The 22,131-nt window shown below is 65.1% G+C and carries 19 protein-coding genes, 1 pseudogene and 1 riboswitch; of the genes and pseudogenes, 12 read left to right on the forward strand and 8 right to left on the reverse strand.

Features of this window, described 5'->3' with window-relative positions:
* Nucleotides 1-39: 39 nt before the first annotated feature.
* From ACFFIO_RS06775 to ACFFIO_RS06790, 4 genes are all read left to right on the forward strand, one after another.
* Nucleotides 40-831: a coniferyl-alcohol dehydrogenase gene (locus ACFFIO_RS06775; protein WP_378040834.1), complete on the forward strand. Its 792-nt coding sequence runs from the start codon at nucleotides 40-42 to the stop codon at nucleotides 829-831.
* 107 nt (nucleotides 832-938) lie between these two features.
* Nucleotides 939-1,100: a hypothetical protein gene (locus tag ACFFIO_RS06780; RefSeq protein WP_378040835.1), complete on the forward strand. Its 162-nt coding sequence runs from the start codon at nucleotides 939-941 to the stop codon at nucleotides 1,098-1,100.
* Nucleotides 1,101-1,124: 24 nt separating this feature from the next.
* A complete protein-coding gene (locus ACFFIO_RS06785) occupies nucleotides 1,125-1,766 on the forward strand; it encodes an SDR family NAD(P)-dependent oxidoreductase (RefSeq protein ID WP_378040836.1) in 642 nt (213 codons plus the stop codon).
* Between the two features lie 132 nt (nucleotides 1,767-1,898).
* On the forward strand, nucleotides 1,899-5,012 hold the full coding sequence (locus ACFFIO_RS06790; protein WP_446681839.1) for a DEAD/DEAH box helicase: 3,114 nt from the start codon (nucleotides 1,899-1,901) through the stop codon (nucleotides 5,010-5,012).
* A 978-nt stretch (nucleotides 5,013-5,990) separates the two neighbouring features.
* Here the strand turns inward: ACFFIO_RS06790 and ACFFIO_RS06795 are convergent.
* Together ACFFIO_RS06795 and ACFFIO_RS06800 are read right to left on the reverse strand one after the other, a co-directional pair.
* Nucleotides 5,991-8,384, reverse strand: a complete 2,394-nt coding sequence (locus ACFFIO_RS06795; RefSeq protein ID WP_378040838.1) for a S8 family serine peptidase — start codon at nucleotides 8,382-8,384, stop codon at nucleotides 5,991-5,993.
* A gap of 39 nt (nucleotides 8,385-8,423) precedes the next feature.
* On the reverse strand, nucleotides 8,424-9,392 hold the full coding sequence (locus ACFFIO_RS06800) for an AAA family ATPase (RefSeq protein ID WP_378040839.1): 969 nt from the start codon (nucleotides 9,390-9,392) through the stop codon (nucleotides 8,424-8,426).
* Between the two features lie 59 nt (nucleotides 9,393-9,451).
* On the opposite strand from ACFFIO_RS06800, the gene ACFFIO_RS06805 reads away from it, so the two are divergent.
* The 5 genes from ACFFIO_RS06805 (at nucleotide 9,452) to ACFFIO_RS06825 (ending at nucleotide 14,825) form a co-directional block, all read left to right on the forward strand.
* The gene (locus ACFFIO_RS06805) at nucleotides 9,452-9,763 is read left to right on the forward strand and encodes a helix-turn-helix domain-containing protein (protein ID WP_378040840.1); all 312 of its coding nucleotides are present in this window, start codon (nucleotides 9,452-9,454) and stop codon (nucleotides 9,761-9,763) included.
* Between the two features lie 358 nt (nucleotides 9,764-10,121).
* A riboswitch (TPP riboswitch) is annotated at nucleotides 10,122-10,215 on the forward strand.
* Between the two features lie 41 nt (nucleotides 10,216-10,256).
* Nucleotides 10,257-11,930 carry a bifunctional hydroxymethylpyrimidine kinase/phosphomethylpyrimidine kinase gene (locus ACFFIO_RS06810; RefSeq protein ID WP_378040841.1) on the forward strand — a complete coding sequence of 558 codons (1,674 nt, stop codon included), beginning with the start codon at nucleotides 10,257-10,259 and terminating at the stop codon, nucleotides 11,928-11,930.
* Nucleotides 11,927-13,345, forward strand: a complete 1,419-nt coding sequence (locus ACFFIO_RS06815) for an MFS transporter (protein ID WP_378040842.1) — start codon at nucleotides 11,927-11,929, stop codon at nucleotides 13,343-13,345. The genes ACFFIO_RS06810 and ACFFIO_RS06815 overlap by 4 nt, the downstream gene beginning before the upstream one ends.
* Nucleotides 13,346-13,350: 5 nt before the next feature.
* On the forward strand, nucleotides 13,351-14,169 hold the full coding sequence (gene thiM / locus ACFFIO_RS06820) for a hydroxyethylthiazole kinase (RefSeq protein ID WP_378040843.1): 819 nt from the start codon (nucleotides 13,351-13,353) through the stop codon (nucleotides 14,167-14,169).
* Nucleotides 14,166-14,825: a thiamine phosphate synthase gene (locus ACFFIO_RS06825; protein WP_378040844.1), complete on the forward strand. Its 660-nt coding sequence runs from the start codon at nucleotides 14,166-14,168 to the stop codon at nucleotides 14,823-14,825. Before thiM ends, ACFFIO_RS06825 begins: the two co-directional genes overlap by 4 nt.
* A gap of 27 nt (nucleotides 14,826-14,852) precedes the next feature.
* Here ACFFIO_RS06825 and ACFFIO_RS06830 read toward each other — a convergent pair whose 3' ends face one another.
* The 4 genes and pseudogenes from ACFFIO_RS06830 to ACFFIO_RS06845 form a co-directional block, all read right to left on the reverse strand.
* Entirely contained in the window at nucleotides 14,853-15,752 is a 900-nt protein-coding gene (locus tag ACFFIO_RS06830; RefSeq protein WP_378040845.1) for a CPBP family intramembrane glutamic endopeptidase, read from the reverse strand.
* A 168-nt stretch (nucleotides 15,753-15,920) separates the two neighbouring features.
* Nucleotides 15,921-16,190, reverse strand: a complete 270-nt coding sequence (locus ACFFIO_RS06835; protein ID WP_378040846.1) for a CopG family ribbon-helix-helix protein — start codon at nucleotides 16,188-16,190, stop codon at nucleotides 15,921-15,923.
* A gap of 87 nt (nucleotides 16,191-16,277) precedes the next feature.
* Nucleotides 16,278-16,412 carry a hypothetical protein gene (locus ACFFIO_RS06840; protein WP_378040893.1) on the reverse strand — a complete coding sequence of 45 codons (135 nt, stop codon included), beginning with the start codon at nucleotides 16,410-16,412 and terminating at the stop codon, nucleotides 16,278-16,280.
* Between the two features lie 178 nt (nucleotides 16,413-16,590).
* A pseudogene (locus tag ACFFIO_RS06845) lies at nucleotides 16,591-16,968 on the reverse strand (hypothetical protein); the annotation flags it as partial.
* A 193-nt stretch (nucleotides 16,969-17,161) separates the two neighbouring features.
* Between ACFFIO_RS06845 and ACFFIO_RS06850 the strand changes: the two are divergent.
* The 3 genes from ACFFIO_RS06850 (at nucleotide 17,162) to ACFFIO_RS06860 (ending at nucleotide 19,831) form a co-directional block, all read left to right on the forward strand.
* A complete protein-coding gene (locus ACFFIO_RS06850) occupies nucleotides 17,162-17,518 on the forward strand; it encodes an iron chaperone (protein ID WP_378040847.1) in 357 nt (118 codons plus the stop codon).
* A 23-nt stretch (nucleotides 17,519-17,541) separates the two neighbouring features.
* Entirely contained in the window at nucleotides 17,542-18,531 is a 990-nt protein-coding gene (locus ACFFIO_RS06855) for a diacylglycerol/lipid kinase family protein (RefSeq protein WP_378040848.1), read from the forward strand.
* A 91-nt stretch (nucleotides 18,532-18,622) separates the two neighbouring features.
* Complete coding sequence (locus ACFFIO_RS06860; RefSeq protein ID WP_378040849.1) at nucleotides 18,623-19,831, forward strand: globin domain-containing protein; 1,209 nt, start codon at nucleotides 18,623-18,625, stop codon at nucleotides 19,829-19,831.
* Between the two features lie 46 nt (nucleotides 19,832-19,877).
* On the opposite strand, the gene ACFFIO_RS06865 is transcribed toward ACFFIO_RS06860, so the two are convergent.
* Nucleotides 19,878-20,630, reverse strand: a complete 753-nt coding sequence (locus ACFFIO_RS06865) for a helix-turn-helix domain-containing protein (RefSeq protein ID WP_378040850.1) — start codon at nucleotides 20,628-20,630, stop codon at nucleotides 19,878-19,880.
* Between the two features lie 64 nt (nucleotides 20,631-20,694).
* Nucleotides 20,695-21,816, reverse strand: coding sequence for a DNA alkylation repair protein (locus tag ACFFIO_RS06870; protein ID WP_378040851.1), 1,122 nt, complete (start codon nucleotides 21,814-21,816; stop codon nucleotides 20,695-20,697).
* Between the last annotated feature and the right edge of the window lie 315 nt (nucleotides 21,817-22,131).

Genomic DNA, 22,131 nt, shown 5'->3' on the forward strand with positions numbered 1-22,131 from the left:
ACAAGCCCCTCATCATCTCTCAAGCCAAGGAGACCCCCTATGTCAATTGAAGGAAAGCGCATCATCGTCACCGGCGCGGCGTCCGGAATGGGCCACGCCACCGCGACCAAGCTCATCGAAGCCGGTGCGCAGGTGGTCAGCCTGGACCGCAACGAACCGCGGGCCGCGGTCGAACAGCACATCACGGTAGATCTCTCGTCCCCGAAGAGCATCGACGAGGCTACGTCGAAATTGTCCGGTAGCTGGGATGGCCTGCTGAACATCGCCGGGGTACCCGGCGGGACGCTTGATCCCGAGTTCATCTTCTCGGTGAACTACCTGGGCTTGCGACACCTCACGGAGTCGATGGAGAGCCAGCTCAACGAGGGGGCCGCCGTCGTGAATGTCTCTTCACAGGGAGACGTCATGTGGCGCACCCGCAGGGAGCAGCACGAGGCCTTGGCCCAGACGACGTCGTTCGAGGAGGGGCTGGACTGGTTCCGCAAGAACGCGCCCGAGGGCAAGGCCTACAATTTCTCGAAGGAGGCCGTCAGTTTCTACACGATCCACCGGGCTATCGACTTCATCCAACGCCGGCAGCGGATCAACGCCGTCTGCCCCGGCCTGACGGACACCCCGCTCATCACGCACTTCACCGACGCCATGGGAGAAGAACGTACGCAGCGAGTCCACGATCTGATCGGCGGCTTCGCGGACCCGGAGGACATCGCGAACGTCATCCTCTTCCTCGCCTCAGACGACGCCCGCTTCGTCAACGGCCAGACGATCGACGCCGACGCTGGCCTCAAGGCAGGCATGGAAGCAGGTCTCGTCCCATTCCCGGGCTACTGACTTCCTGCCTCTCGGGCTAATCCAAGAGGTCACTTCGCCGGGATTGACGTGGGCTCGCGGCACGCTTGACCCGCGGGGACGGGAAGCGGATTCCGGGGCTATACTCCGTGCGCGCCGCTGCCGTGTCCGTGTTCCGCGGCGGGTGCCGGGCTACGGCTCGAGGCCGGGCCCAGGTGTTCGGTCATCGGATGGGTCGGGACATCGCCGCCCTGGCCGCCGAGTACGGTTCTGCTGACGCGCTCGAGCGAGCCATGGAGATCGGTGCGTGAGTTCAGCTGATCCGGTGGGGGCCGGTGTCGGGAGGCCCGACGCCGGCCCTCGGCTGGCTCTGGACCGTTCGCCCTTTGGGGGCGCACGGCGGTGGTGACCGGGCGGCAGGCAGGATCGGTGCGGCGACCGCACGAACGCTGGCTGCCCGCGGGGCTGCCGTGGTGATCGGTGATGTCGATCCGCGGGCCGCTGACGTGGTTTCTGAGATCGAAGGTGCGGGTGGTCGGGCGTTGTCCGTGCGGTGCGACGTGACCGACGAGGAGTCCGTGGCGGCGCTGTCCATGAAGCACGCGCTGCGGCACATGGACGCCCAGGGTTCCGGGGCCGTCGTCGCGGTCTCCTCGATCCTGAGGCTGGTGGGCCAGACGAACTCCGCGCCGTACTCGGCTGCGAAGGCCGGGGTGGCCAACCTGGTCCGCTCCGCCGGCCTCGAATACGCACCCACGGGAATCCGTATCAACGCGGACGCCCCCGGCTACGTGGAGACGCCGCTGACCGCCGGCCTGGACGAGTCGGTCCGCTCGCAGATGACCGCCCGCCAGCCCATCGGTCGTCTCGGCACGCCCGAGGAGGTCGCCGAGGTCATCTGCTTCCTGGCCTCCGACGCCGCCAGCTTCGTCACCGGTGCCGTGTGGTCCGTGGATGGCGGCTACGTGGCGCAGTAGCTCATCGCGTCCGTTGCTCCTGTTACGGTTCGAGCATCCGGGATTTCGTCTGTACCGATATCCCGATGCTCGGCACTGCTCAGGGGAAAGGTCGTTCCAGTGGATCCGATCAGAAACGGCTTACCCTCGGATATTCCTGTGGGGATCTATGAATCCTTGCTGACCGAAGAACTGGATCGCCAGTTGTCCCGTTCCGAGGGCATCAGGTACGAGACGGCTGATGTGGAGGATGGGGAGGAACCACATCACCTGGCGACCCATCTATCGGGCGTTATCCGACATGCTTTGGAGTCAAAAAAGGGGGCTGCTGAACGAGTCGATCTGGCGCGGAAGCTCATCGCGGTACTCGGCGACGACTACCGACAGTCTGCTCCCCGTGTCGAAGGAAATCTGGCGACACTCACGGAAGTCCGGGCACTCGATGAACCGTCGACCGCACCGTTCCACCGTCCGGAATCACCGCTGGCAGCGGCCGCCCTGCTGACCAACTCATCGCACGAACCGAGTCTCGGTGCGGAGCTGCGTGCCGAGCTCGACACCGCCGACCGGGTGGATCTGCTCTGTGCCTTCGTCAAATGGCACGGCCTGCGGATCCTCGAGGAACAACTTGCTGAGTTGAAACGCCGGCAGGTGCCCTTCCAGGTCATCACCACCACCTATGTAGGGGCCACGGAGCGGCGTGCGCTCGACCGGATCGTGCGGGACTTCGGCGGCGAGGTCCACATCAGCTACGAAACCAAGTCGACCCGGCTTCATGCGAAGGCCTGGATGTTCCACCGCGAGAGCGGATTCAGCACGGCTTATGTGGGTTCATCGAATCTGTCGAAGTCGGCTTTGCTCGACGGATTGGAATGGAACGTCCGGCTGTCGTCGGTAGCCACCCCCGAGCTGATGAAGAAGTTCAAGGCCACCTTCGAGAGCTACTGGCAGGATCCTGCGTTTGAACCGTATGACCCGGATACGGATGCAGAACGGCTGGACCGCGAGATCAGCAACGGGTCGTTCAGCAGTGAAGGCAAGGACGTCGATCTGTCAGGACTCGAGGTTCGTCCCTACCCGCATCAGGTCCTCATTCTGGAAGACCTCCAGGCCGAGCGGACGGTTCATGACCGGCACCGGAACTTGGTGGTCGCAGCAACGGGCACCGGAAAGACCGTGGTTGCCGGTCTCGACTATCGGAACCTCGTTACCGAGCACAAGAAGGACCGGCGGTTGCTGTTCGTGGCGCACCGCAAGGAGATCCTTGAGCAAGCGATGCGGACCTATCGGAACATCCTGGGCGATGGTTCCTTCGGGGAATTGTTCGTCGGTGGCCAGCGCCCGACGCGGTGGAACCACGTCTTCGCCAGCGTCCAGTCCCTGACCTCGAGAGGGCTCAACACCATTGGACGTGAGCATTTCGATGTCGTGGTGATCGACGAGTTCCACCATGCCGAGGCATCGACCTACCGACGGATCCTGGAACACTTCGAGCCCGCCGAGTTGCTGGGACTGACAGCGACGCCGGAGCGTGCGGATGGGGTCAACGTCAAGTCGTTTTTCGACAACCGCATTGCCTCGGAACTGCGGTTGTGGGATGCCCTGGACACCGACATCCTGGTTCCGTTCCACTACTTCGGAGTCGCCGACGAGGTCGACGTCTCCGAGGTCTCGTGGCGGTCCGGTAAGTACGACGCGTCAGAGCTCGAGAATCTCTACACGGGCAACGAGGCCCGCGCGAGGCTGATCGTTCGGCAACTCGTGGACAAGTCGTCCTCGGTCGATGACATCAAGGCCCTCGGATTTTGCGTGTCGGTCCGCCACGCGCAGTACATGGCCGAACGCTTCAACCTCGCGAATATCTCGTCGGCGGTGGTCACTGGCGAAACGCCGGGAGGGGAACGCCGCGCGGCGCTGGAACGATTGCGCCGTGGCGACATCAAGTGCATCTTCACCGTCGACGTCTTCAACGAAGGCTTAGACATTCCGCAGATAAACACGGTGCTCTTCCTCCGTCCCACCCAGAGCGCAACGATCTTCCTTCAGCAGCTCGGCCGCGGACTCCGAAGGGCCCATGGCAAGGACGTGCTAACGGCTCTGGATTTCATCGGCATGCAACGGAAGGAGTTCAGGTTTGACCAAAAACTCCGCGCCCTCACGGGGTCCGGGCGCAAGCGTCTGATCGACGACATCGAGAACGACTTCCCCTTCCTCCCCGCCGGATCTCAGATCGTCCTGGATGCCGTGGCCAGAGACGTCGTCATCAACAACGTCAAGGGACAGATCGCGATGACGGCGAACCAGCTCGCGCAGGACATTCGTGATCACGCCGGTGATCGATCGCTGTGGGAGTACCGGCTCGATCAGTACCTAGAGGAGGCTGGTCGAAGCTTGTCGGATATTTACCGCTCCGGGGCCAACGGCCGATCGTGGACGACGCTCAAGATGAAGGCCGACCGGGCAGAACCTCGAGCCGATCAGCCGAAGATTGAGCTGACACAGGTCTTGCGGGCTTCGGCGCTACTCCATGTCGACGACCAGGAGCGCGCTGACACTTATCTGCGACTGCTGAGTGAAGATATCGAGATCGCGTCTCTGTCCGCCCGGGAAAAACAGTTCGCTGAAATGCTGTATTTCACTGCGATCTATCAGAAGGGTAAGTTCGGCTCGCTGGACGAGGCCTTCCAGTGGGTCCGCACCCAGAGGAGATTCGTGGATGAAGTTGAGGAAATCTTCGAGCACACGCTCTCGTCGACTCGGACGAATCCCAGCGAAACGGCGCTGGGCAATGAGACTCCGCTCCTGGCCCATGCTCACTACAGACGCGAAGAGATCTTGCCCGCTCTCGGCCTCAGAACGTTCGATAAGTCACCCGACGCCGTTCACGTATCCGGAGTTGCCTGGTCCGAGGAGCTTTCCACTGACGCGCTCCTAATCAACCTGAAGAAGTCGGAGAGAAACTTCTCGCCCACCACGATGTACCGCGACTACGCCATCAGCCGCCATCAGTTTCATTGGGAAAGTCAGAACCACACCAGAGCGAGGTCGGCTGCGGGCCGTCGATACACCACAAAGAGAACCAATGGCACGAACACCCTGCTGTTCGTTCGCGAATCTCCGAATAACGAGATCGGTACCGCTCCATTCGTCTGCCTCGGGACGGCTGATTTGCGTACGTGGAAGGGTGAACGACCAATACAGATCACGTGGACACTGCATCAAGAAATACCAATTGACGTCTTCCGAATTGCGAGCGCCGTTGCGTAGTGGATATCGCTAGAAACACGATTAAGTCGACTGATAAATTCCAGAGTTCGCATGAAGAAAGAGTCATGGTTAACTATTTTCATGAATGGAACTCAGCATGAAGTGGTAACTTGAGAAGAAGGTCAAACCTCATAATATCCTGACGTAAGCCTGATATCTCATGATCCTTACCATCCGGGGAAAGTTATTGGGCTGGGTACTTCGAAAATCATCACAGCGATTGCAGCACTAAATAGAAAGAAGGACCCCAGGGCAAAGAACATTGATATCGTCAGATTTCGACGCGCCCGGATGCACGCTCGGCCTTCCCATTTCCGTAGAGCTCCGGTTTCAGAAACTCGTACAAGTCTTGGCCAGCCGAACGAGGCGAGCATTGCCAGAGTCAGGGATACAGCAGTGCATAGAGCGCCGAGTCCCAGCAGCCAACCGCCGTCGAATCTCGACTGCTCTGGAAGGGAAGAAAGAACATCGGGAGCGGTAATAGTCGTGGTTGTCACAACGAGTGCACTTGCCAGTCCGACGCCATTTCGCCAGTTGGTAGCGGCATGACGAACGGCCAGCAGCTGATTGCCTGAAATGGAAGCGACGTTTGCAGCCTCTTTCACTTCAGAAGCCGTAGCAGGTCGCCCCCCGACAATTCTTGCGTTCATCAGGATTCCACCGTTGCAACCCATGATTGTCCGCACCCAGACTCTGTTGACGGCCGTCCCTCATGAGACAATTGGCAGCGACAACTCACGGTGATTTCTACGTGCTTTCTACTGGCGGACTGACCAATAACACCTTCCGGAATGGCGTGGACCAACTTAAGTTCCTGTACGAAAACGCTCGGTCCCAAGCAATAGGGGCAAGGGCCTGAAACTGTCACTTGCCTAGCGCGACGGGGTGGGTCGAATGCTACTGTCCCCTCCCTAAGAACTTCCTCTCTGAAACTCGAGGTCGGGTCTTGCCATTCAAATTCGATGTGTTCATGTGCCGTCAATTGATCACCCGCCCGCGGACTTGTACTGCAAGCTCGGCTGCAGCGTGGTTATACAGATCCAGGTCGAGTCGTTCATGATCGATTAGTTGCACGGCGATGGCAAAGCGCTGACTCGTGTATTTCTTCTTTTGAGATTCAGTCCAGGGGCTGTGATCATGAGAGACTACAATGTAGTAGTTTTCGTCGTCTACGTCCCATCCTGCGCTTTGCGAGTGATAAGAACGGCAAACAAGCGTGTCAGTGTACATACGACTTTTTGGTGGCTCCAGCGTTCGCCCTGACGGCAATTTGATGAGGTCAGTGCCAGTCGATCTGCGCTCAGCTTCCGTAGGCTGAGACGCATACGCTTTCCGAATGTCGGCCATATTCTCGCGGTGGAGAAAATCGAAGCGCATCCGACCGGCAACATAGTCACGGCGACTTCTGCGAACCGGTGGGTCGAATGCCAAAGCAATTCGCAGCTCGCGTTCGGAGGCTCCATACGCGAATTCCTTCGGAATCGGGACCTGTATTACAGCATGACGATTCGTTGGCATCTCACCCTCATAGGTGAAGATGACGCGATTGTCCCCGCTGTCCAAGACGCGATCTGCATTGGGTATGCCGTACAAGCCGGCTATGTGGTCTCCGGACTTGAGCATGCCTCTGGGGCGCTGGTCCCCTGCTAGGGCGGCTAAAGCCCGTAAGAGGTTTCCTGATGCTTCCGGATATCGAGTTTGAATCCTGGCGATCTCATGGGCAACCCGAGGTGCAGCGAAACTCGTACCAGAAGCGGACCCGAATAACCTGCCATTAACTGGAGGAATGAGTGTCGTGATCGCGAGCTCGGCGTCGTCTGCAATGAGATTGCCAGTGGCCTGGTCTAACGCCCAGCTTCCGCCGTGTGCAGAGAATTCAGGTTTCTGGCGACCGGACGAATTCGTTCCCCGACTGGGTCCTGTTCGACTAAAGGGCGCTGTCTGACCCTCCGGCGCAATGGCGGTTCCGTGGGGCCACCGTGACCTATCGAATGCATGCGTGTGCGCGATCGAAGCAACCGTTACAGCCATTGCCGCTGTCCCTGGCGCTGCCACTTTGGAACTTCGATGGCTCAGATATTCGGGATAGTCAGCCTTCCAGTGCCCCTCAATTACTTGGAGGTTCCCAGAACTGGTTACGACAACTAGTCCATGTTCCTTGATTTTTTGATCCACCACGGCGGATAGATCGGACGGTATGGCGCCATCATCTGCATGACCTTCCCCTAGGGCAAGTACGACGATTCGGACGCCACATGAGGCGAGCCAATCCAGCGCATCTCGGAACTGATCCGCTGGATTACCGACTACCTGTGTGTCGAACGTTGAGTTCATCTGAGCTAGGCGAGCGGCATAGATCGGATGTGGCTGGCCGTCAAAGGCCGGGTCAAGGAGATTTCTGACATTTCCCCAAGCTGCGATGCCAGCAACTTGTGTCCCGTGAGTAGTCGAGTGTCCGAACGCGTAGTCAGGGGGAAACGATCGTCGGTCAACGACGACGCCATCTAGCCAAGGATTGTTGTCGTCCACGAGATCATCGATGATCCCGATGGCCGCTCCCTCCGGCAGAACAACTTCCATTGGAGGACCCCCGGCCCCAATTTCGGCCAGGGTTACATTAGTGCTCAACGGGCCTCGGATCCGTTCAACGTATGGGTGATTCGCTATGGCATTGAATGCCTCTTCGTTGAGGGAAGCGTGTATCAATAACATGTCAGGATCATCTGATGACGTCGCCAACGCAGCCACTCGTTCATCTTCTCCGGCAAAGCCTGCAATAAGGCTGGCCAGCACTTCGACTCGTCGGCGCCCTTCTTCTTCGGCCCGTTGAATCGCAATTGACGTCGGCCAGAGAACAATGTCGACGTCCATAACGGAGCCCTCGATGGGGGAGGATAGGCCCTGCAAACGATCGTCTCGGTTGTATAGCTCTACGCCTTTGATGTTTTTTAGCGCTTCGCGTAAAGCCTGAGACCCGGCCGTGAAGTCCTCCGGGTTGTCCAGGAACCCCCCAACATACTCGTTGAAGGCCATTCGTGCTTGTGAGTCGGTGAGCGCGAAATATCGCTTTTCTTCGCTAACAGCGAGCGGCACCATGCCGACTCCGTTGAATGCGTTGCTAGTGAAGGGGGCAGAGCCCGAAAACTTAAGCACGACGTCGCCGAGATAAGGTGCTTCAGGGTCAGTATCAACTTCATCGTTGACGGTAGAGCTGAAGATGCCGGGCGTGGAAGACTCCAATCCTTCCAGAACTCCGCGGAGATTCTTGGCATGTGCCGAAAAATCGAATGGAGGTGGATCCGGATCAAATCGACGCAGGGGCCTCTTCGAAGGTAAATCCAAGTGATGGGGGAGCTTTAGATGATCGGCCACACTATGAGAATACGACAATGACCAGCCAAGGGCAGCACATCATAACCAGCGTCGGGAGATTGTCTCCGTCAAAGCGAAATTAATGTCTGTGTCGCCAATGCGCTTTCTTCCTTCGAGTAGAGCATGGCGTTTGGCGGAAACGGCAAAGTACTCAGTAGCCGCATGGGGTAGACCGACTAGTTCTTCAACGTAGTGCCGCGCAAGTGATGCGCCGTTGTTCGGTAGCAAGCGTCCCAGCAACGCTGATACTTGTCGCGAGTCTGGAAGTCCGAGTTCGATTACCGAGTCGAATCTACGCCAGAGTGCGGAGTCAAGAATCTGTGAGTGATTGGTAGCGGCGACTATCAGGGATGGGCCACTGTACGTGTCGATCTGCTGCAGGACGGCATTTACAACCCGCCGCAACTCTCCGTGGTCTGACGTATCGCCCCGCATTTTGCCGAGACTGTCGAACTCATCGAGGAAAAGAACATAGGACCCGGTTGAGGCGAAATCGAAAAGGTTTGATAGATTCGCAGCGGTCTCACCTAAGTAGCTCGAAATGAGTCCTTCAACTCGAGCGGTGACGAGAGGGCGCCCTAGTTCGTGTGCGATTCCTGAAACTGCCGATGTCTTCCCGCATCCTGGCGGTCCTGACAGAAGCAACCTATTGCGCCTTGGTAGGCCAGCCGCATCAAGGGCAGGCCAATTTCTGACTTCATGAGCAAGTCGTTCCAAAGAGGCAGCGACGCTACGGTCCAGCACGAGGTCGCTCAAGTATCGCTGTGGGTATTCCACGCGAGCAAGCGGTAGTGAACTGTCCCTATCGAGGGGTGGCTCGAGTGCGGGGGCATGCTCGGATGCGCCAACGCCTGCATTCGCGGCTAGCGCTGAACGAAGCTCGCGTGCGAGGACGGTGTGCTTCTTCGCCTCCTCTTCCTGAATGATGGCTTGGGCGGCTCGACGAAATTTCAAGTCGTCTCGCTGCCCGTACGCAGCGATCATGTCGCGGATATGCCTGCCTGCCATGCATCCGAGTGTATCACGTCATCTATGCAGAGTTACTATTAGTTTGGTAACTTGGTTGCATGGTGGGACGTAGGAGCAAGGGAACTTTTCCTTATGCTGAAAGAAGTTTAGAGCTGGGACGGCTTCTTAAGAGTGAGCGACAACATGTACTAAAAATTTCGAGGCGAGAGCTCGCTGAGAGGTCAGGGGTGGCGGAGTCGAGCATTCAAGCGATCGAGGACGGGCGCACATTGGAGCCGGGATTGTTTACCGTGATCTCGCTTGGCGTGGCGCTGGGTTTAGACCTCGGCGACATGATGCGATCTCTGACTGGGGCAGTTCATCGGAAGACGCTCTCGCCAAATCGAAGCGCGAAGGATGAAGCAGCCTGACGGTGAGTGTCACTTTCTGTATTGGAGTTTGATTGATTCCGGACGCTGGAGAAAGCGGGACTCGCGGCATGTATAAGTGCCAAGAGAGTATGGCTGGAGCATTTCCCGCCGCTATTCGTCGGCGCGTTCCACGGCCGGCGGACCAGCTGAACAGTGATCGCGATGGCCTCCAAGGCGGGTCAGGCGACCACGAGATCGAACTGGCGGTAGGCGAAGTTGCGCAGGCCTCCCCGCCGATCCTGACAGCCATGGCGGACAGGTCGATTGGGAGATGGTCGTGAACGTGGGGCCTAGGATTAGCGGGCCCAACGCTCCATGACGTCCGGAATCCACCCACCGCATGACCGGTCTAAACTGGGCCGTGGACACGGGGTGCGCCGGCCGGCGCTGAGATAACACCCGTGGAACCTGATCTAGTTCGAACTAGCGAAGGGATGTCCGCGTGACTTCTTCTTGCCCTACCCAATTTTCACCCAGCTCCGCCCTGCCCGCAGTGCCACGAGTGCTCTCGATCGCCGGGACCGATCCGACCGGGGGTGCCGGCACTGCCGCGGACCTCAAGTCGATCACCGCCGCAGGCGGTTACGGCATGAGCGTCGTGACCGGCCTGGTCGCCCAGAACACCCACGGCGTGCGGGACCTCCACGTCCCGCCCGTAAAGTTCCTCGCCGCCCAGCTGCACGCCGTCAGCAGTGACGTCACCCTCGACGCCGTCAAGACCGGCATGCTCGGCACCGCGGAGATCATCGCCACGGTCGCCGTCTGGCTGGACGACGTCCGGCCCCCGATCCTCGTCGTCGACCCGGTCATGATCGCCACCAGCGGGGATCGCCTGCTGCAGCCCGAGGCCGAGCAGGCCATGGTCACCTTCTGCCGCCGCGCGACCGTGGTCACCCCCAACATCGACGAGCTCGCCGTGCTCACCGGCTCGCCCCGCGCCGCCACCGAGGACGAAGCCCTCGACCAGGCCGCCCGCTGGTCCGCGGAGATGGGGGTGGCCGTCATCGTGAAGACCGGGCACCTGGACACCCTGACCGTCACCAACACCTGGCTGTCTCCGGACGGCACCCGCATCGCCGTGCCCTCCACCCGCGTGGACACCACCAGCACGCATGGCACCGGCTGCTCCCTGTCCTCCGCCCTGGCCACCCGCCTCGGCTGTGGGGACACCCCCGCCGCCGCCCTCGCCTGGGCCACCGACTGGCTCCACGAGTCCATCAGCCACGGCGCCGCCCTGCGCGTCGGCTCCGGCCACGGCCCCGTGGACCACGGCCACCGCGCCCGCCGGCTGGCGGCCGCCGCCTCTTCCGCCCCCTGGATCACGCCCGACGCCGTCCCCCACCTTCTCGAGACACCTGCGGACCTGGGTACCTCGCGGGCCGGCAACGACGGCGGACCCGCGCCAGCCGTCGCTTCCGCCGGCCCGTGGACCGCCGCGCTCTGGGCCGCCGGCGAGGAGACCACCGCCGCCATCGCCGACTCGGACTTCGTCCGCGCCCTCGTGGACGGCAGCCTGCCGAAGCACGCCTTCGGGTTCTACCTGACCCAGGATGCGCTGTATCTCAACGGCTACGCCCGGGCCCTGGCCGCACTCGCCGCCCGCAGCACCGACCCCGCCGCGCAGGTCTACTGGTCCCAGGCCGCCACCGGGGCCCTCACGGAGGAGGCCGAGCTGCACCGCGGCTGGCTCGGCCGCAACAGTGAACCTGCCCCGACGCCAGCGCCCAGCCCGGTGACCGCCGCCTACACCGACTTCCTGCTGGCCACCGCCCTCGGCGAGGACCGGGCCGTCGGCGTGGCCGCCGTGCTGCCCTGCTTCTGGCTCTACGCGCAGGTCGGGGCCGCCCTGCCCGCCGTCCCCGCCGACCACCCCTACGCCGCCTGGCTGGACACCTACCGGGACCCCGGCTTCGTCACCGCCACCGAACAGGCGCTGGCCCAGCTCGAGTCTGAGATGGCTGCTGCCTCCCCGGCCGTGCGTGCCACCGCGACGCGGGCGTACCTGACTGCCTGCCGCCACGAGCTCGAGTTCTTCGACCAGGCGCTGCGCATCGAACCCGGCGAGGCTAGTGCTGTCCAAGGAACCGCAATCGGCACCACCCGCAGCCCCGGAAGCACCAGCCCCAGCAACACTGCCGCCGCCCAGCTGGCCGGGAGCACCCGGTGACGGCCGCTGCCACGGCGCCGGCCGCCGTCGTGCACCTGCCCCCGGAGGGCAAGGCCGCCCTGCGGGCCGGGGTGGTGGGCAACTGGATCGACAACATCCACGTGTTCCTGCCGCTGACCGCCCTGGCCCCGGCGATGCTCGTGCTCGCCGGGCCGGCCGCCGCCGCGTCCACCGGGGCGCTGATCGTCATCGCGATGCTGCTGGGGCGGCCGATCGGCGGGGTGGTGTTCGGGCGCATCGCCGACCGGCTCGGGCGCACCCGCACCACGCGGATCGCGATCGCCGGGACGGCCCTGTGCGCCCTGGCCATCGCTGCCACCCCCACCCATGAGATCCTCGGCGCCGGGACCATCGGTCTGATCCTGGCCCTGCGATTCCTGTGCGGGATCTTCGTGGCGGGGGAGTACTCGGCGGCCATCCCGCTGGCCATGGAGTGGTCCGCACCCCGACGCCGCGGGCTGATGAGCGGACTGATTTTGTCCATGGCCCCGTGGGCGCAGGCCACCATCGCGTTCTCCGTGGCCGGGCTGCTCGCGCTGATCGGGCCCGACGCCTACGCCGCCTGGGGCTGGCGGCTGCTGTTCGTGCTCGGCGCGCTGCTGTCCGTGGGGATGCTGGTCTACTACTCCCGGCAGGTCACCGACGCCCCGGTGTTCCACCGCAGTAGGCAGCGGGCGGAGCGGGCTGAACAGGCTGAGCGTGCGGGCCAGGCGGGGGAGACGGTACCCGCGGAGCAGGCGAAGCCGGCCGGGCGGCCGGGACTGCGCCAGCTGCTCGCAGGCCGGTGGGCGCGGGCCTTCTGGCAGGTCTTCGTGCTGATGACCGGGCTGTGGCTGCTGACCAACACCACGGTGCTGCTGCTGACCGACCGGCTGGCCACCGACTCCGCGCTGGATCCCACCGCGGTCCCCGTGGTCATGGGGATCGCCTCTGTGGCGCAGGCCGTGGTGATGGCTCTGGCCGGGCATCTGTCCACCCGGGTGGGCCGGCGCCGGGTCTTCGTGCTGTGGGGACTGGCTGCGGCCATCGCTGGCCCGGCGGTGTGGTGGCTCGCGGTGCACTCGCCGACCCTCGCCACCGCGGCCGCGTGCGCCGCCGTGCTGCAGGTCATCACCGTCTCCGCCTACGGCCCCGTCTCGGCGTACCTCTCCGAGCGGTTCCCCACCGAGATCCGCTCCACCGGCTACGGCTCCGGGTACAGCCTGTCCCTGATCATCCCGGCGCTCTATCCGTTCTATCTGCCCGCGCTCGAGGCCGGGCTGGGACGGCACGGCTCCGTGATGGCGCTCGTGGTCCTGGGCGGGGTGTTGCTGGTGCTCGGTGCGGCGCTCGGGCCGAAGCTGGCACCCCGGGACCTGGACGGGGACCTCGACGAGGTCGCCGCGGGCGTTGTCGGAACGGGGGACGGCCGGTGAGTGGGGTGAGCGAGCTGGGACCGGACCTTGCGCCTGATTCGGACCTGGCCGCCGTCGCTCACGTGATCCGTGCGGTGCGCGAGCGCCAGCCGCTCGTGCACTGCATCACCGCGACCGTGTCCATGGGGATCGTGGCCGACGGGCTGCTCGCCGCCGGCGCCCGCCCCATGATGACCGAGACCCTGGCCGAGGCCCCCGTGGTGACCACCGTGGCCGACGCGCTCCTGATCAACCTCGGGACCTTGAGCACCGACGCGATGGAGGGCATCCCGGCTGCGGTGGAGGTCGCCGTGCGGGACGGGCGTCCCTGGGTGCTCGACCCCACCGCCATCGGGCTTACCCCTGTTCGCACGCCGCTGGCGCGGGGGCTGCTGGACTCCCGTCCGGCCGTGGTGCGGGGCAACGCCTCCGAGGTGCTGGCCTTGGTAGGGAGTGGGCCTGGTGGGCGTGGAGCGGACTCGCTGGCGGTGCCGGCCGCGGCCGAGGAGGCCGCGCGCGGGGTGGCGCGGAAGACCGGGGGAGCGGTCGCCGTCTCCGGCGAGATAGATCTGGTGCTCGACGCCGGCCGGGGCACCTCGGTGGCGCGCGGCACCTCGCTCTTGACCCGGGTCACCGGCACGGGGTGCCTGCTCGGGGCGCTGACCGCGGCGTGCTGCGCGGTGGAGGTGGACCCCCTCCGGGCGGCGCTGGCCGCGACCACGTGGCTGAACGTGGCCGGGGAGCTCGCCGCGGAGCGGGCCGCGGGGCCGGGAAGCTTCCGGGTGGAGTTGTTGGATGCGCTGGATGTGGTGGGTCAGGCTGTGGAGAACGGGGTGCCCTCATGAACGGTGAGGCGGCGCGGCGGGAGCCGCTGGACCTGCGCTGCTACCTGGTGACCTCGGGGTCCGGGCGACGGACCGTGGAGGTGGCGGCCGCCGCCGCGGGTGCCGGGGCCGGCGTCGTGCAGGTGCGGGCCAAGGAAGTGTCCGCGGCCGAGCTGCTGGAGCTGACGTGTGCCGTGGCGGAGGCCGTGCGCGCGGCGAACCCGGCCACCCGGGTGCTGGTGGACGACCGGGCTGACGTGGCGTTCGCTGCCCGCGCCCAGGGAGCTGCGGTCCACGGCGTGCACCTCGGCCAGGACGACCTGCCCGTGGCCGCGGCGCGGGAGCTGCTGGGGCCGGAGGCGATCATCGGGCTGACCACCGGGACCCTGGAGTTGGTCCGCGCCGCCGAGGCACAGCGGGAGGCACTGGACTACATCGGCGCCGGGCCGTTCCGGCCGACTCCGACGAAGGATTCCGGGCGGGAGCCGCTGGGCGTGGCGGGGTATCCGGAGTTGGTGGCGGCGACGAATCTGCCGGTCGTGGCGATTGGGAGCGTCACCGCCGCCGACGCTGCCGCGTTGGCGGGGACCGGGGTGTCCGGCGTCGCGCTGGTGCGGGCGCTCATGGAGGCCGAGGACCCGGGGGCTGTGGTGCGAGAGGTGTTGGGCGGGTTCTGAGCGCGGGTGGCGGACCATCCGGTGTGATCAGCGCCGACGGGGCCGGGCGGTGATGCGGCCGTTGCGGTGGGCGGAGACCAGCAGGATGACGGTGACGACGGAGCATGCCGCCACGGAGATGAGGCTGCCTTCGGGACCGAAGCTGCCGCCGGTGAGCCAGATGGGTCCGTGCGTCACGGCCTGCACGAGTGCCTCCTGTGCGTCGCCTCCGGAGACGACGGTGCCGAAGATCCCGGCGGTGGTGATGTTCCATCCGAGGTGGAGGCCGATGGGCAGCCAGAGCGAACCGGTGGCCACGTACGCGGCACCGAGCATGAGGCCTGCCTCGACGGCGATAGCGAGGGCTCCCCAGAGGGTAGCGCCAGGGTTGACGAGGTGGATGAGACCGAAGAGGAGGGAGGACGCGGCGAGGGCAATCCACGTGCCCCAGCGTTGCTGAACGAGAGGGAAGATCACTCCACGGAAGAGGACCTCCTCGGCGACAGCCACGGTGCACATCATGCCCACGATGGTGAGAGCCCCCGTGAGTGATCCCCAGCCGATGATCTGGTAGCCGCCGGCCGCGGCGATGATGCCGATGGCCACGCAGCTCAGGGTGAGGCCGCCGAGGGTACCGATGAGCACCCTTCTCGCGGCGTTGGGTCGGGCGAGCTCGGTGACGGAACGCTTCTCGAGACGGCGAACGGTGGCAGCGTAGAGCCACAGCGTGAGTACCCCGAGGGCCGGGCCGATCAGCAGCGCGGTGACCGGGTTGCCGAACGCTGCCGCCACGGAGTTGACGATGAGCATGATGGCGGTGAAGGCGACCACCATGGTGGTCGCGCGCACCGACGGACGGGGCCAGAACGGGGTCTGCAGGGTCTTTGGGGTCGTCGATGCCGGAGGCTGGGCCGGGCTCGGGGTTGGGGTCGGGATGGTGGGTTGCATGGGTGCTCCTTCGTCGGCGTTGTTGCCGTGCGAGAGGCACGCTACGCAGAACTGATCCGCGGATCGTCACCCCCGAGGGGGCACGTCCGGTAGCTCTTCGGAGTGACGCAACACTGGGCTGTGAGGCGGACGACTGCTGCACTGAACTCAGCGTCTGCCAGAGGACTTTCACGTGGGGGAGTCGAAGTGCCGGGTGAACTCGGCCTTGACGTCGGCATGATCGATTCCTTCGCCCGCCTGGAGCGACCGCCGTGAGACGTTGACCTTTGCCGTGAGGAAGTCTTCGTACTCCCGGGCATGGCGCTGGCGCTGGACATACTCCCGCATCAGTTCACGGACCACCTGGGAGGCAGTGCGGTGGTCCGCTTCCGCTTCAGCCATGAACTCTTCGCGAAGCTCAGGCTCGAGCTTCACGGTGAACTCTGCTTCTTTGGACACGACACCCTCCAGAACGTCTATATCGGTTGGCAGTACAGGAGTGGGCGATGTTGTCCCAGACCGACTGCAGCACGCTGCCGGGACCCATCATGAATGCTCCTGGTGTGGACCGTGGACACCCACGGTGCCGAGGCCGGCGTCGTCCGTCTTCTTCGAGGCGACCGCCTCGGCGACCGATGCCGCGACCGAGTCCGCGGACTGGTGCTCCCAGAACCGCAGCACGGTCCATCCGCGTTCGGCGAGGATCCGGGTGGTCTCGGCGTCGCGGGTGCGGTTGGTGGAGACCTTGTCCGACCAGTACGGGGCGTTCGTGGCGGGGGGCGGTGTAGTGCTCGGGGCAGCCGTGCCAGTAGCAGCCGTCGATGAAGACCGCGACGCGTGCCTTGGTGAAGGCGAGGTCGGCGGTGCGGCGCAGGTCTTGCTCGAGCCGGAAGTTGACGCGGTAGCGGAGTCCCCGGGCGTGGAGCAGCCGCCGGACGGCCAGCTCCGGTTTGGTGTCGCGTCCCTTGTTGCCCCGCATGGAGCGGCGGTTGGCCTCGCTGGACGCCCAGGATTCCCGCATGGTGCAAGGGTAGTTCCTGGTCGATCGGGGAGCAGAGGATCGCTCACCGCCGTGGAATGGGAGGCCTGGGGCCGCGAGCACGACGTGCCGATCGCCGCCGTGCGGGAGGCGACCGGGCCGGCGTCGTAGTGGTGGTTGCAGAACGCGCCGCTGCGATAGAACGAGGAGGCCCCTTACCACAGGGGGCTTCTCCATCCGCTCTCCACCGGGAGTCATGTCCCAGGCTGGGGTCGGGCAAGATTAAAGCCCCGGCCGTCTGATCTGCCCTAGCGGGCTACAGGGTGGAAGTCAGCCGTGGCGGAGATCGCCGAGTAGCACCCTGGGCCCTGACTCCCGGACAATGGAGGAGTGTTCGGGGACAGGGAAAGAGAATCTTGAGAGTTACCGGAATCGGAAGCGAGTCACAGTCATGACGACGATCGACGACCACGACGCCTATATTGCCGCGGCAGCCGAGCCCTTCCGGCCGGAGCTGCAACGATTGCGCTCGATTCTGGCCCGCACCCTGCCGGAGGCGGAGGAGATGGTGGCGTACAACATGCCGGGATTCAGCATCGGTGGCACTGTCGTTGCGAGTTATGCGGCGTTCAGTAAGCAGTGCGGGCTGTATCTCCTGCCGGGCGCCATCTCCGCACATGCCGATGACATCGCGGCCGCGGGCCTCAAAGCGACCAAGACCGGAATCACCTTCTCGCCACGCAAACCCATTCCGGACGAGCTCGTCGAACGGCTGGCGCGGGCGTCGCGAAAGGAAACCGAGGCCTGACGGCTCAGGGTTAGGCTTCTTCCATGCAACCACCCGGGGCCACCGCGGCGCATGCGGCGATCGTCTACAACCCGGCCAGTAGGATCGCGCTGGACCAGGTGCGTGCCGCCGTCGAGGCGCACGAGCGTCATCTCGGCTGGAACCAGTCCCGGTGGTATCCGACCGGCCGGGAGGACTCGGGCCGGAGCGCGGCGCAGGAGGCCTTGGCGACGAAGCCCACGGTGGTCATCGTCGCTGGTGGGGACGGAACCGTACGAGCGGTCGCGGAAGTCATCCAGGGCAGCGGAACGGCGCTGGCCCTGGTGCCGGCGGGGACCGGAAATCTCCTGGCCCGCAACCTGGGCCTGCCCCTGGGGGACATCAACGCCTCGGTCAGTGCCGCGTTCGGCAGCACGACCCGTCCGATCGACGTGGGGTTGGCCGAGCTGGAGGACACCGCCGGGAACCGGAGCAGCCAGGTGTTCCTGGTCATGGCCGGCATCGGTCTCGATGCCCAGATGGCTCAGAACACCAGTGCGCTGGCCAAGCGGCACCTCGGCTGGCTGGCCTATGTCAGTCCCATCGCGCAGTCGCTCCTGGCCAACCGATCGATTCACCTGCGGTACCGGGTCGACGGCGGACGGGTGCGCTCAGCCCGGGCACACACGATCATCGTGGGCAACTGTGGCACGCTCACGGGCAGCATGCTCCTGCTTCCGGCCGCCCAGCCTGACGACGGGCTGCTGGACGTCGTCATGCTGCGCCCGAAGGGCCGATTCGATTGGGCTCGAATCGGCACGCGCCTGGCCGTGCAGGGCGTGGCCCACCGCTCCCGGTTCGGGCGAAGCATGCTGCAGCTGGCGCCCGACATGCAGGCGCTGGCCTATGCCCAGGGCTGGGACTTCACAGTCCGCTTCGAGGTCCCGCACGGCGTGCAGCTCGACGGTGACAGCTTCGGCTCGATCCTCGCTGCACGGATCACCATCCGCCCGGCGGCTCTGCAGATCTGCTGCGGTGACGCCGCTCCCGAATAAACACGGTGAAACCGCCAGCGCCCGGGTCGGGCGGTGCGCAACGATCGGGGGGTCCCGCAGTTCCGTATCGACCCAGAAGAAGAGGCTCCCCGTGAGACTGTCCCCAGATTCCGAAGCCGTCGTGGCCCAGACGGCGGACGTCGTCGCCGAGCATGCCGAAGAGATCAGCAAGGTCTTCTATCCGGACATGTTCGCCGCCCACCCCGAGCTGCTCAACGTGTTCAACCAGGCGAACCAGGCGATCGGAGAGCAGCCGAAGGCGCTGGCGGCCTCGGTCGTGGCGTTCGCGGTGCACCTGCTGAATCCCGGGGCACCGGACTTCACGCCCGTGATGCGGCGCATCGCCCACAAGCACGTCTCTCTCGGCATCCGGGCGCCCGAATACACCATCGTCGGCCGCTACCTGCTCGGTGCGGTGAAAAAAGTGCTCGGCGATGCGATCACGCCCGCGGTGGGGGCGGCCTGGGACGAGGTCTACTGGCTCTTCGCCACCGCCCTGATCGCCGAGGAGGGCAAGCTCTACGCCGAGGGTGGCACTGACCCGCAACACCCGTGGCGCCAGTACCGCGTGGTGGAGCGCTTCGAGGAGTCCGAGGAGGTCTTCTCGCTGCTGCTGTCCCCGGTGGAGGGACAGATTCCCGCGCACCGGACGGGACAGTACGTGGCCATCGCCGTCGATCTGCCGGGCGGGCTGCGCCAGCCGCGGCAATACACGATCTCCTCCGGACCCCGTGGCGACTCTCTGCGCGTGACGATCAAGCGCGTGCACGGCGTGGACGGCGCACCGGACGGTCAGGTCTCGGGGTGGCTGCACGAGCACGCGCAGCCTGGCGCGATCCTCGACGTGTCGCAACCCTCCGGCGACGTGGTGCTCGATGAGAGCGACACGCCCCTGGTGCTGGTCTCCGCGGGAATCGGCATCACTCCGGTGGCGGCGATTGTGGAGGACCTCTCCCGCCGGCAGCCGTGGCGCACCGTGCGGCTCTTCCACGCCGACAAGTCCCACGCGCACCACGCCCTGTACAGCGGACTGCGCCGGCAGGTGCTGGCGATGCCAGACGCACGGGCCCAGAACTGGTACCGCAAAGACGCGGAGACCGCGCCGACCCTGTATCCGGCGAAGTCAGGGTTCATGGACCTCTCCGACGTCGAGCTCCCCGAAAGCGCCCAGGTGTTCATGTGCGGACCGCTGCCGTTCATGCAGAGGGCCCGTCGCTCGCTGATCGATCAGGGCGTGCCAAGCGAGAACATCCACTACGAGGTGTTTGGACCCGACTTGTGGGCGCAACAGCCCGCATGACCTCACCCCGGCGGATGCGGTGTTGGGTGGGTCCCGGCCGGTGTGACTACTCGGGTCTGGGAACTCCGTGGCCCGGCTCTCGTCCGCGGTCGGGCAGGCCCCGCAGCGCCCGCACGGCAGCCCGCTCCAGGTCAGCATCGTCGCGATCAGCCTCGATCCCGCCGGAACGCGACGACGGCGCCGCCTCCCCCTGGCGTCCGAGCACGAGCACACAGCGCTCCGGACCGACGAACGGATGCAGGCGGCGCAGCTCCAGCGGCCCGGGGACCTGTTCGAGCTGGTCCCGCACGAGCCGGGCATGCACGGAGCAGACCGCCGGCCGATCCGCGTCGATCATCTCCTCGTAGAGGCAGGGCAGCAGCCCGATCGTGAGGTCCCGGTCGTTCACCTCCGGCTCCAGGCCGGCGTCCTCGAGGTGCTCGTAGAGGGCGTCGAGCTGATGGACCGCTTCGTCCCCGAGCGCGTCGCGATGGTCGAGCTCCGGGTCCAGGCCACGCAGGACATCGCCCCGTTCCTGGGCCGCTCGGGCGCGCCGTTCCGCCACGGGGCTGTGCTCGGTGTGGCGTACGGGGGAGTACCCGTTAGGTGGCCGGCCCCGCCGGCCGGTCTCGACGGGAGCCCTGGCGATGAGCCCCTCGTCCTCCAGGACCCGCAGGTGATCGCGGGCGGTGTTCAAGGGCAGCCCGGTCTCCTCGGCGAGCTCCTGCAGGAGCCGGCCCGGGATCCGTTGCACGGCGTGCAGCAGCCGCAATCGGCTCCTCTGCGTGAGCCCCCGAAAGTCGTCCACCCGCCGCGGCATGCTCCCCATGATAGTGAGCGGAGAGCCTGGAGAGGGCGAGGTGGTGCTCCAGGTGCGGGCAGGGTCAGGAACCGGGCGCGCCGTCCGTGGGCAGTAGCTCGAACGGCACCGGAGCGGTGGCGATGCCGTTGACCTGAAGCGCGACCGCATGGCCGCCGGGGTAGTAGCGGCGGGTGGTGATCGACCGGAAGGAGTGTGCCCGGTTGATGACCAACTCCTCTCCGGACGGGAGGTCCCGGGTGGTGAGCTTGAAGACCTTGGTGCTGAGATTGCCGTTGGCCTTGCGGTGGTGCATCACGTAGTCGATGGCGAGGCGGGCGGGCTCCGGGCCGCTGTTCCGCAGCACCGCGGTGAAGCGGACCTCCCCGCCCCAGGGCACCTGCGTATCGGCGAGGTGCGGCCCGTCCACGTCCACCGATGCGGGAGCGAACCCGAGCAGGGCGAGGGCACCGGGGTGGCCCTTCTTGAGGAGGGTACGCAGGCCGTGGCGTACGAGCGCCGGCGTGGTCGGTTCTGGATGGTCCAGCCACCTCTGGGCCGTTTCCACCACGAGGTTCGGGGCATCCCGGCTGAGGTCGTTGAGGTGGTTGGCCACCGAACGCCGAACGTACTCGCTGGGATCCCGGTATAGAGCCTCTAGGAGCGGCACGGTCACGCCGGGATGGGCGGTGATTCCCGGAACGCGCACAGCCCACGGCAGGTACGGGCGGGTGCCCTCGCTGGCCAGGCGCCTCACGTGCTCGTCCGCAGAATCCGTCCATCCCGTGATGATCTCCAGCCCCCGGGGAAGATCATGACGCAGGAGGGTGCGGAGGGAGAACTCGGAGGTCAGCCGGCCCGTGAGCTCGGCCAGGAGCGCCATGGCATCCATGAACGCGACATCGGTGTCCTCCTGGACGGCCCGGGCAGCGACCGCACCGGTGACCGGCCAGATGAGCCAGCCGGAGAAATCCGCGCTGTGGTCCCGCGCCTGACGAAAGACGTGGGCGAGTGACTGGTAGTCGCCCGGGAGGTCGGCGAGAAGGGCGTCCCGCAGGAGGTCCGCGCGCTCGCGGAGGGCGAGGCCGCTGAGCGAATCAGCGGCACGGGGCAGCTCGTGAAGCGTGGTCCCAGGCATGACGGTTTGGATGGAATGGGTGAGGGTGGTGGCCGCGAATGGTCCCAGGAGTTCGTCAGCGGAAGGCATGCCCTCATTGTCGCTGGCCCGAAAGCCGCCGGCGCTAGCTTGCGGCCCGCCGTCTCTCGGGGGCCATGAGACCCGATCCCTCAGGGTGAGGCCTCTTCCATGCAAACACCCGGGGCCACCGCGGCGCTTACGGCGATCGTCTACAACCCGGCCTCGTTCACACACGGTTCATCCGATGGGCGCATTCCCGCAAAGCAAGCGGCCCTCCCACGTCACGAGCTAACGGTGTGATGTCCCACGTTGCCCTTTCGATTCACCGGGGCACGAGTGACTCGCGTGAGTCCAGCCGTGAAAGTTGAACAGCGTAGGGGACGC

It is taken from the genome of Citricoccus parietis (genome assembly GCF_042433045.1).
Classification (GTDB): Bacteria; Actinomycetota; Actinomycetes; order Actinomycetales; family Micrococcaceae; genus Citricoccus; species Citricoccus parietis.

What these genes read in the sequence shown, in the direction of transcription:
- ACFFIO_RS06825 (WP_378040844.1), top strand. Translation starts at nt 14,166, where the DNA reads ATGAACGGTGAGGCGGCGCGGCGGGAGCCGCTGGACCTGCGCTGCTAC.
- ACFFIO_RS06775 (WP_378040834.1), top strand. Translation starts at nt 40, where the DNA reads ATGTCAATTGAAGGAAAGCGCATCATCGTCACCGGCGCGGCGTCCGGA.
- ACFFIO_RS06830 (WP_378040845.1), bottom strand. Translation starts at nt 15,752, where the DNA reads ATGCAACCCACCATCCCGACCCCAACCCCGAGCCCGGCCCAGCCTCCG.
- ACFFIO_RS06855 (WP_378040848.1), top strand. Translation starts at nt 17,542, where the DNA reads ATGCAACCACCCGGGGCCACCGCGGCGCATGCGGCGATCGTCTACAAC.
- ACFFIO_RS06800 (WP_378040839.1), bottom strand. Translation starts at nt 9,392, where the DNA reads ATGGCAGGCAGGCATATCCGCGACATGATCGCTGCGTACGGGCAGCGA.
- ACFFIO_RS06805 (WP_378040840.1), top strand. Translation starts at nt 9,452, where the DNA reads ATGGTGGGACGTAGGAGCAAGGGAACTTTTCCTTATGCTGAAAGAAGT.
- ACFFIO_RS06850 (WP_378040847.1), top strand. Translation starts at nt 17,162, where the DNA reads ATGACGACGATCGACGACCACGACGCCTATATTGCCGCGGCAGCCGAG.
- ACFFIO_RS06870 (WP_378040851.1), bottom strand. Translation starts at nt 21,816, where the DNA reads ATGCCTTCCGCTGACGAACTCCTGGGACCATTCGCGGCCACCACCCTC.
- ACFFIO_RS06865 (WP_378040850.1), bottom strand. Translation starts at nt 20,630, where the DNA reads ATGCCGCGGCGGGTGGACGACTTTCGGGGGCTCACGCAGAGGAGCCGA.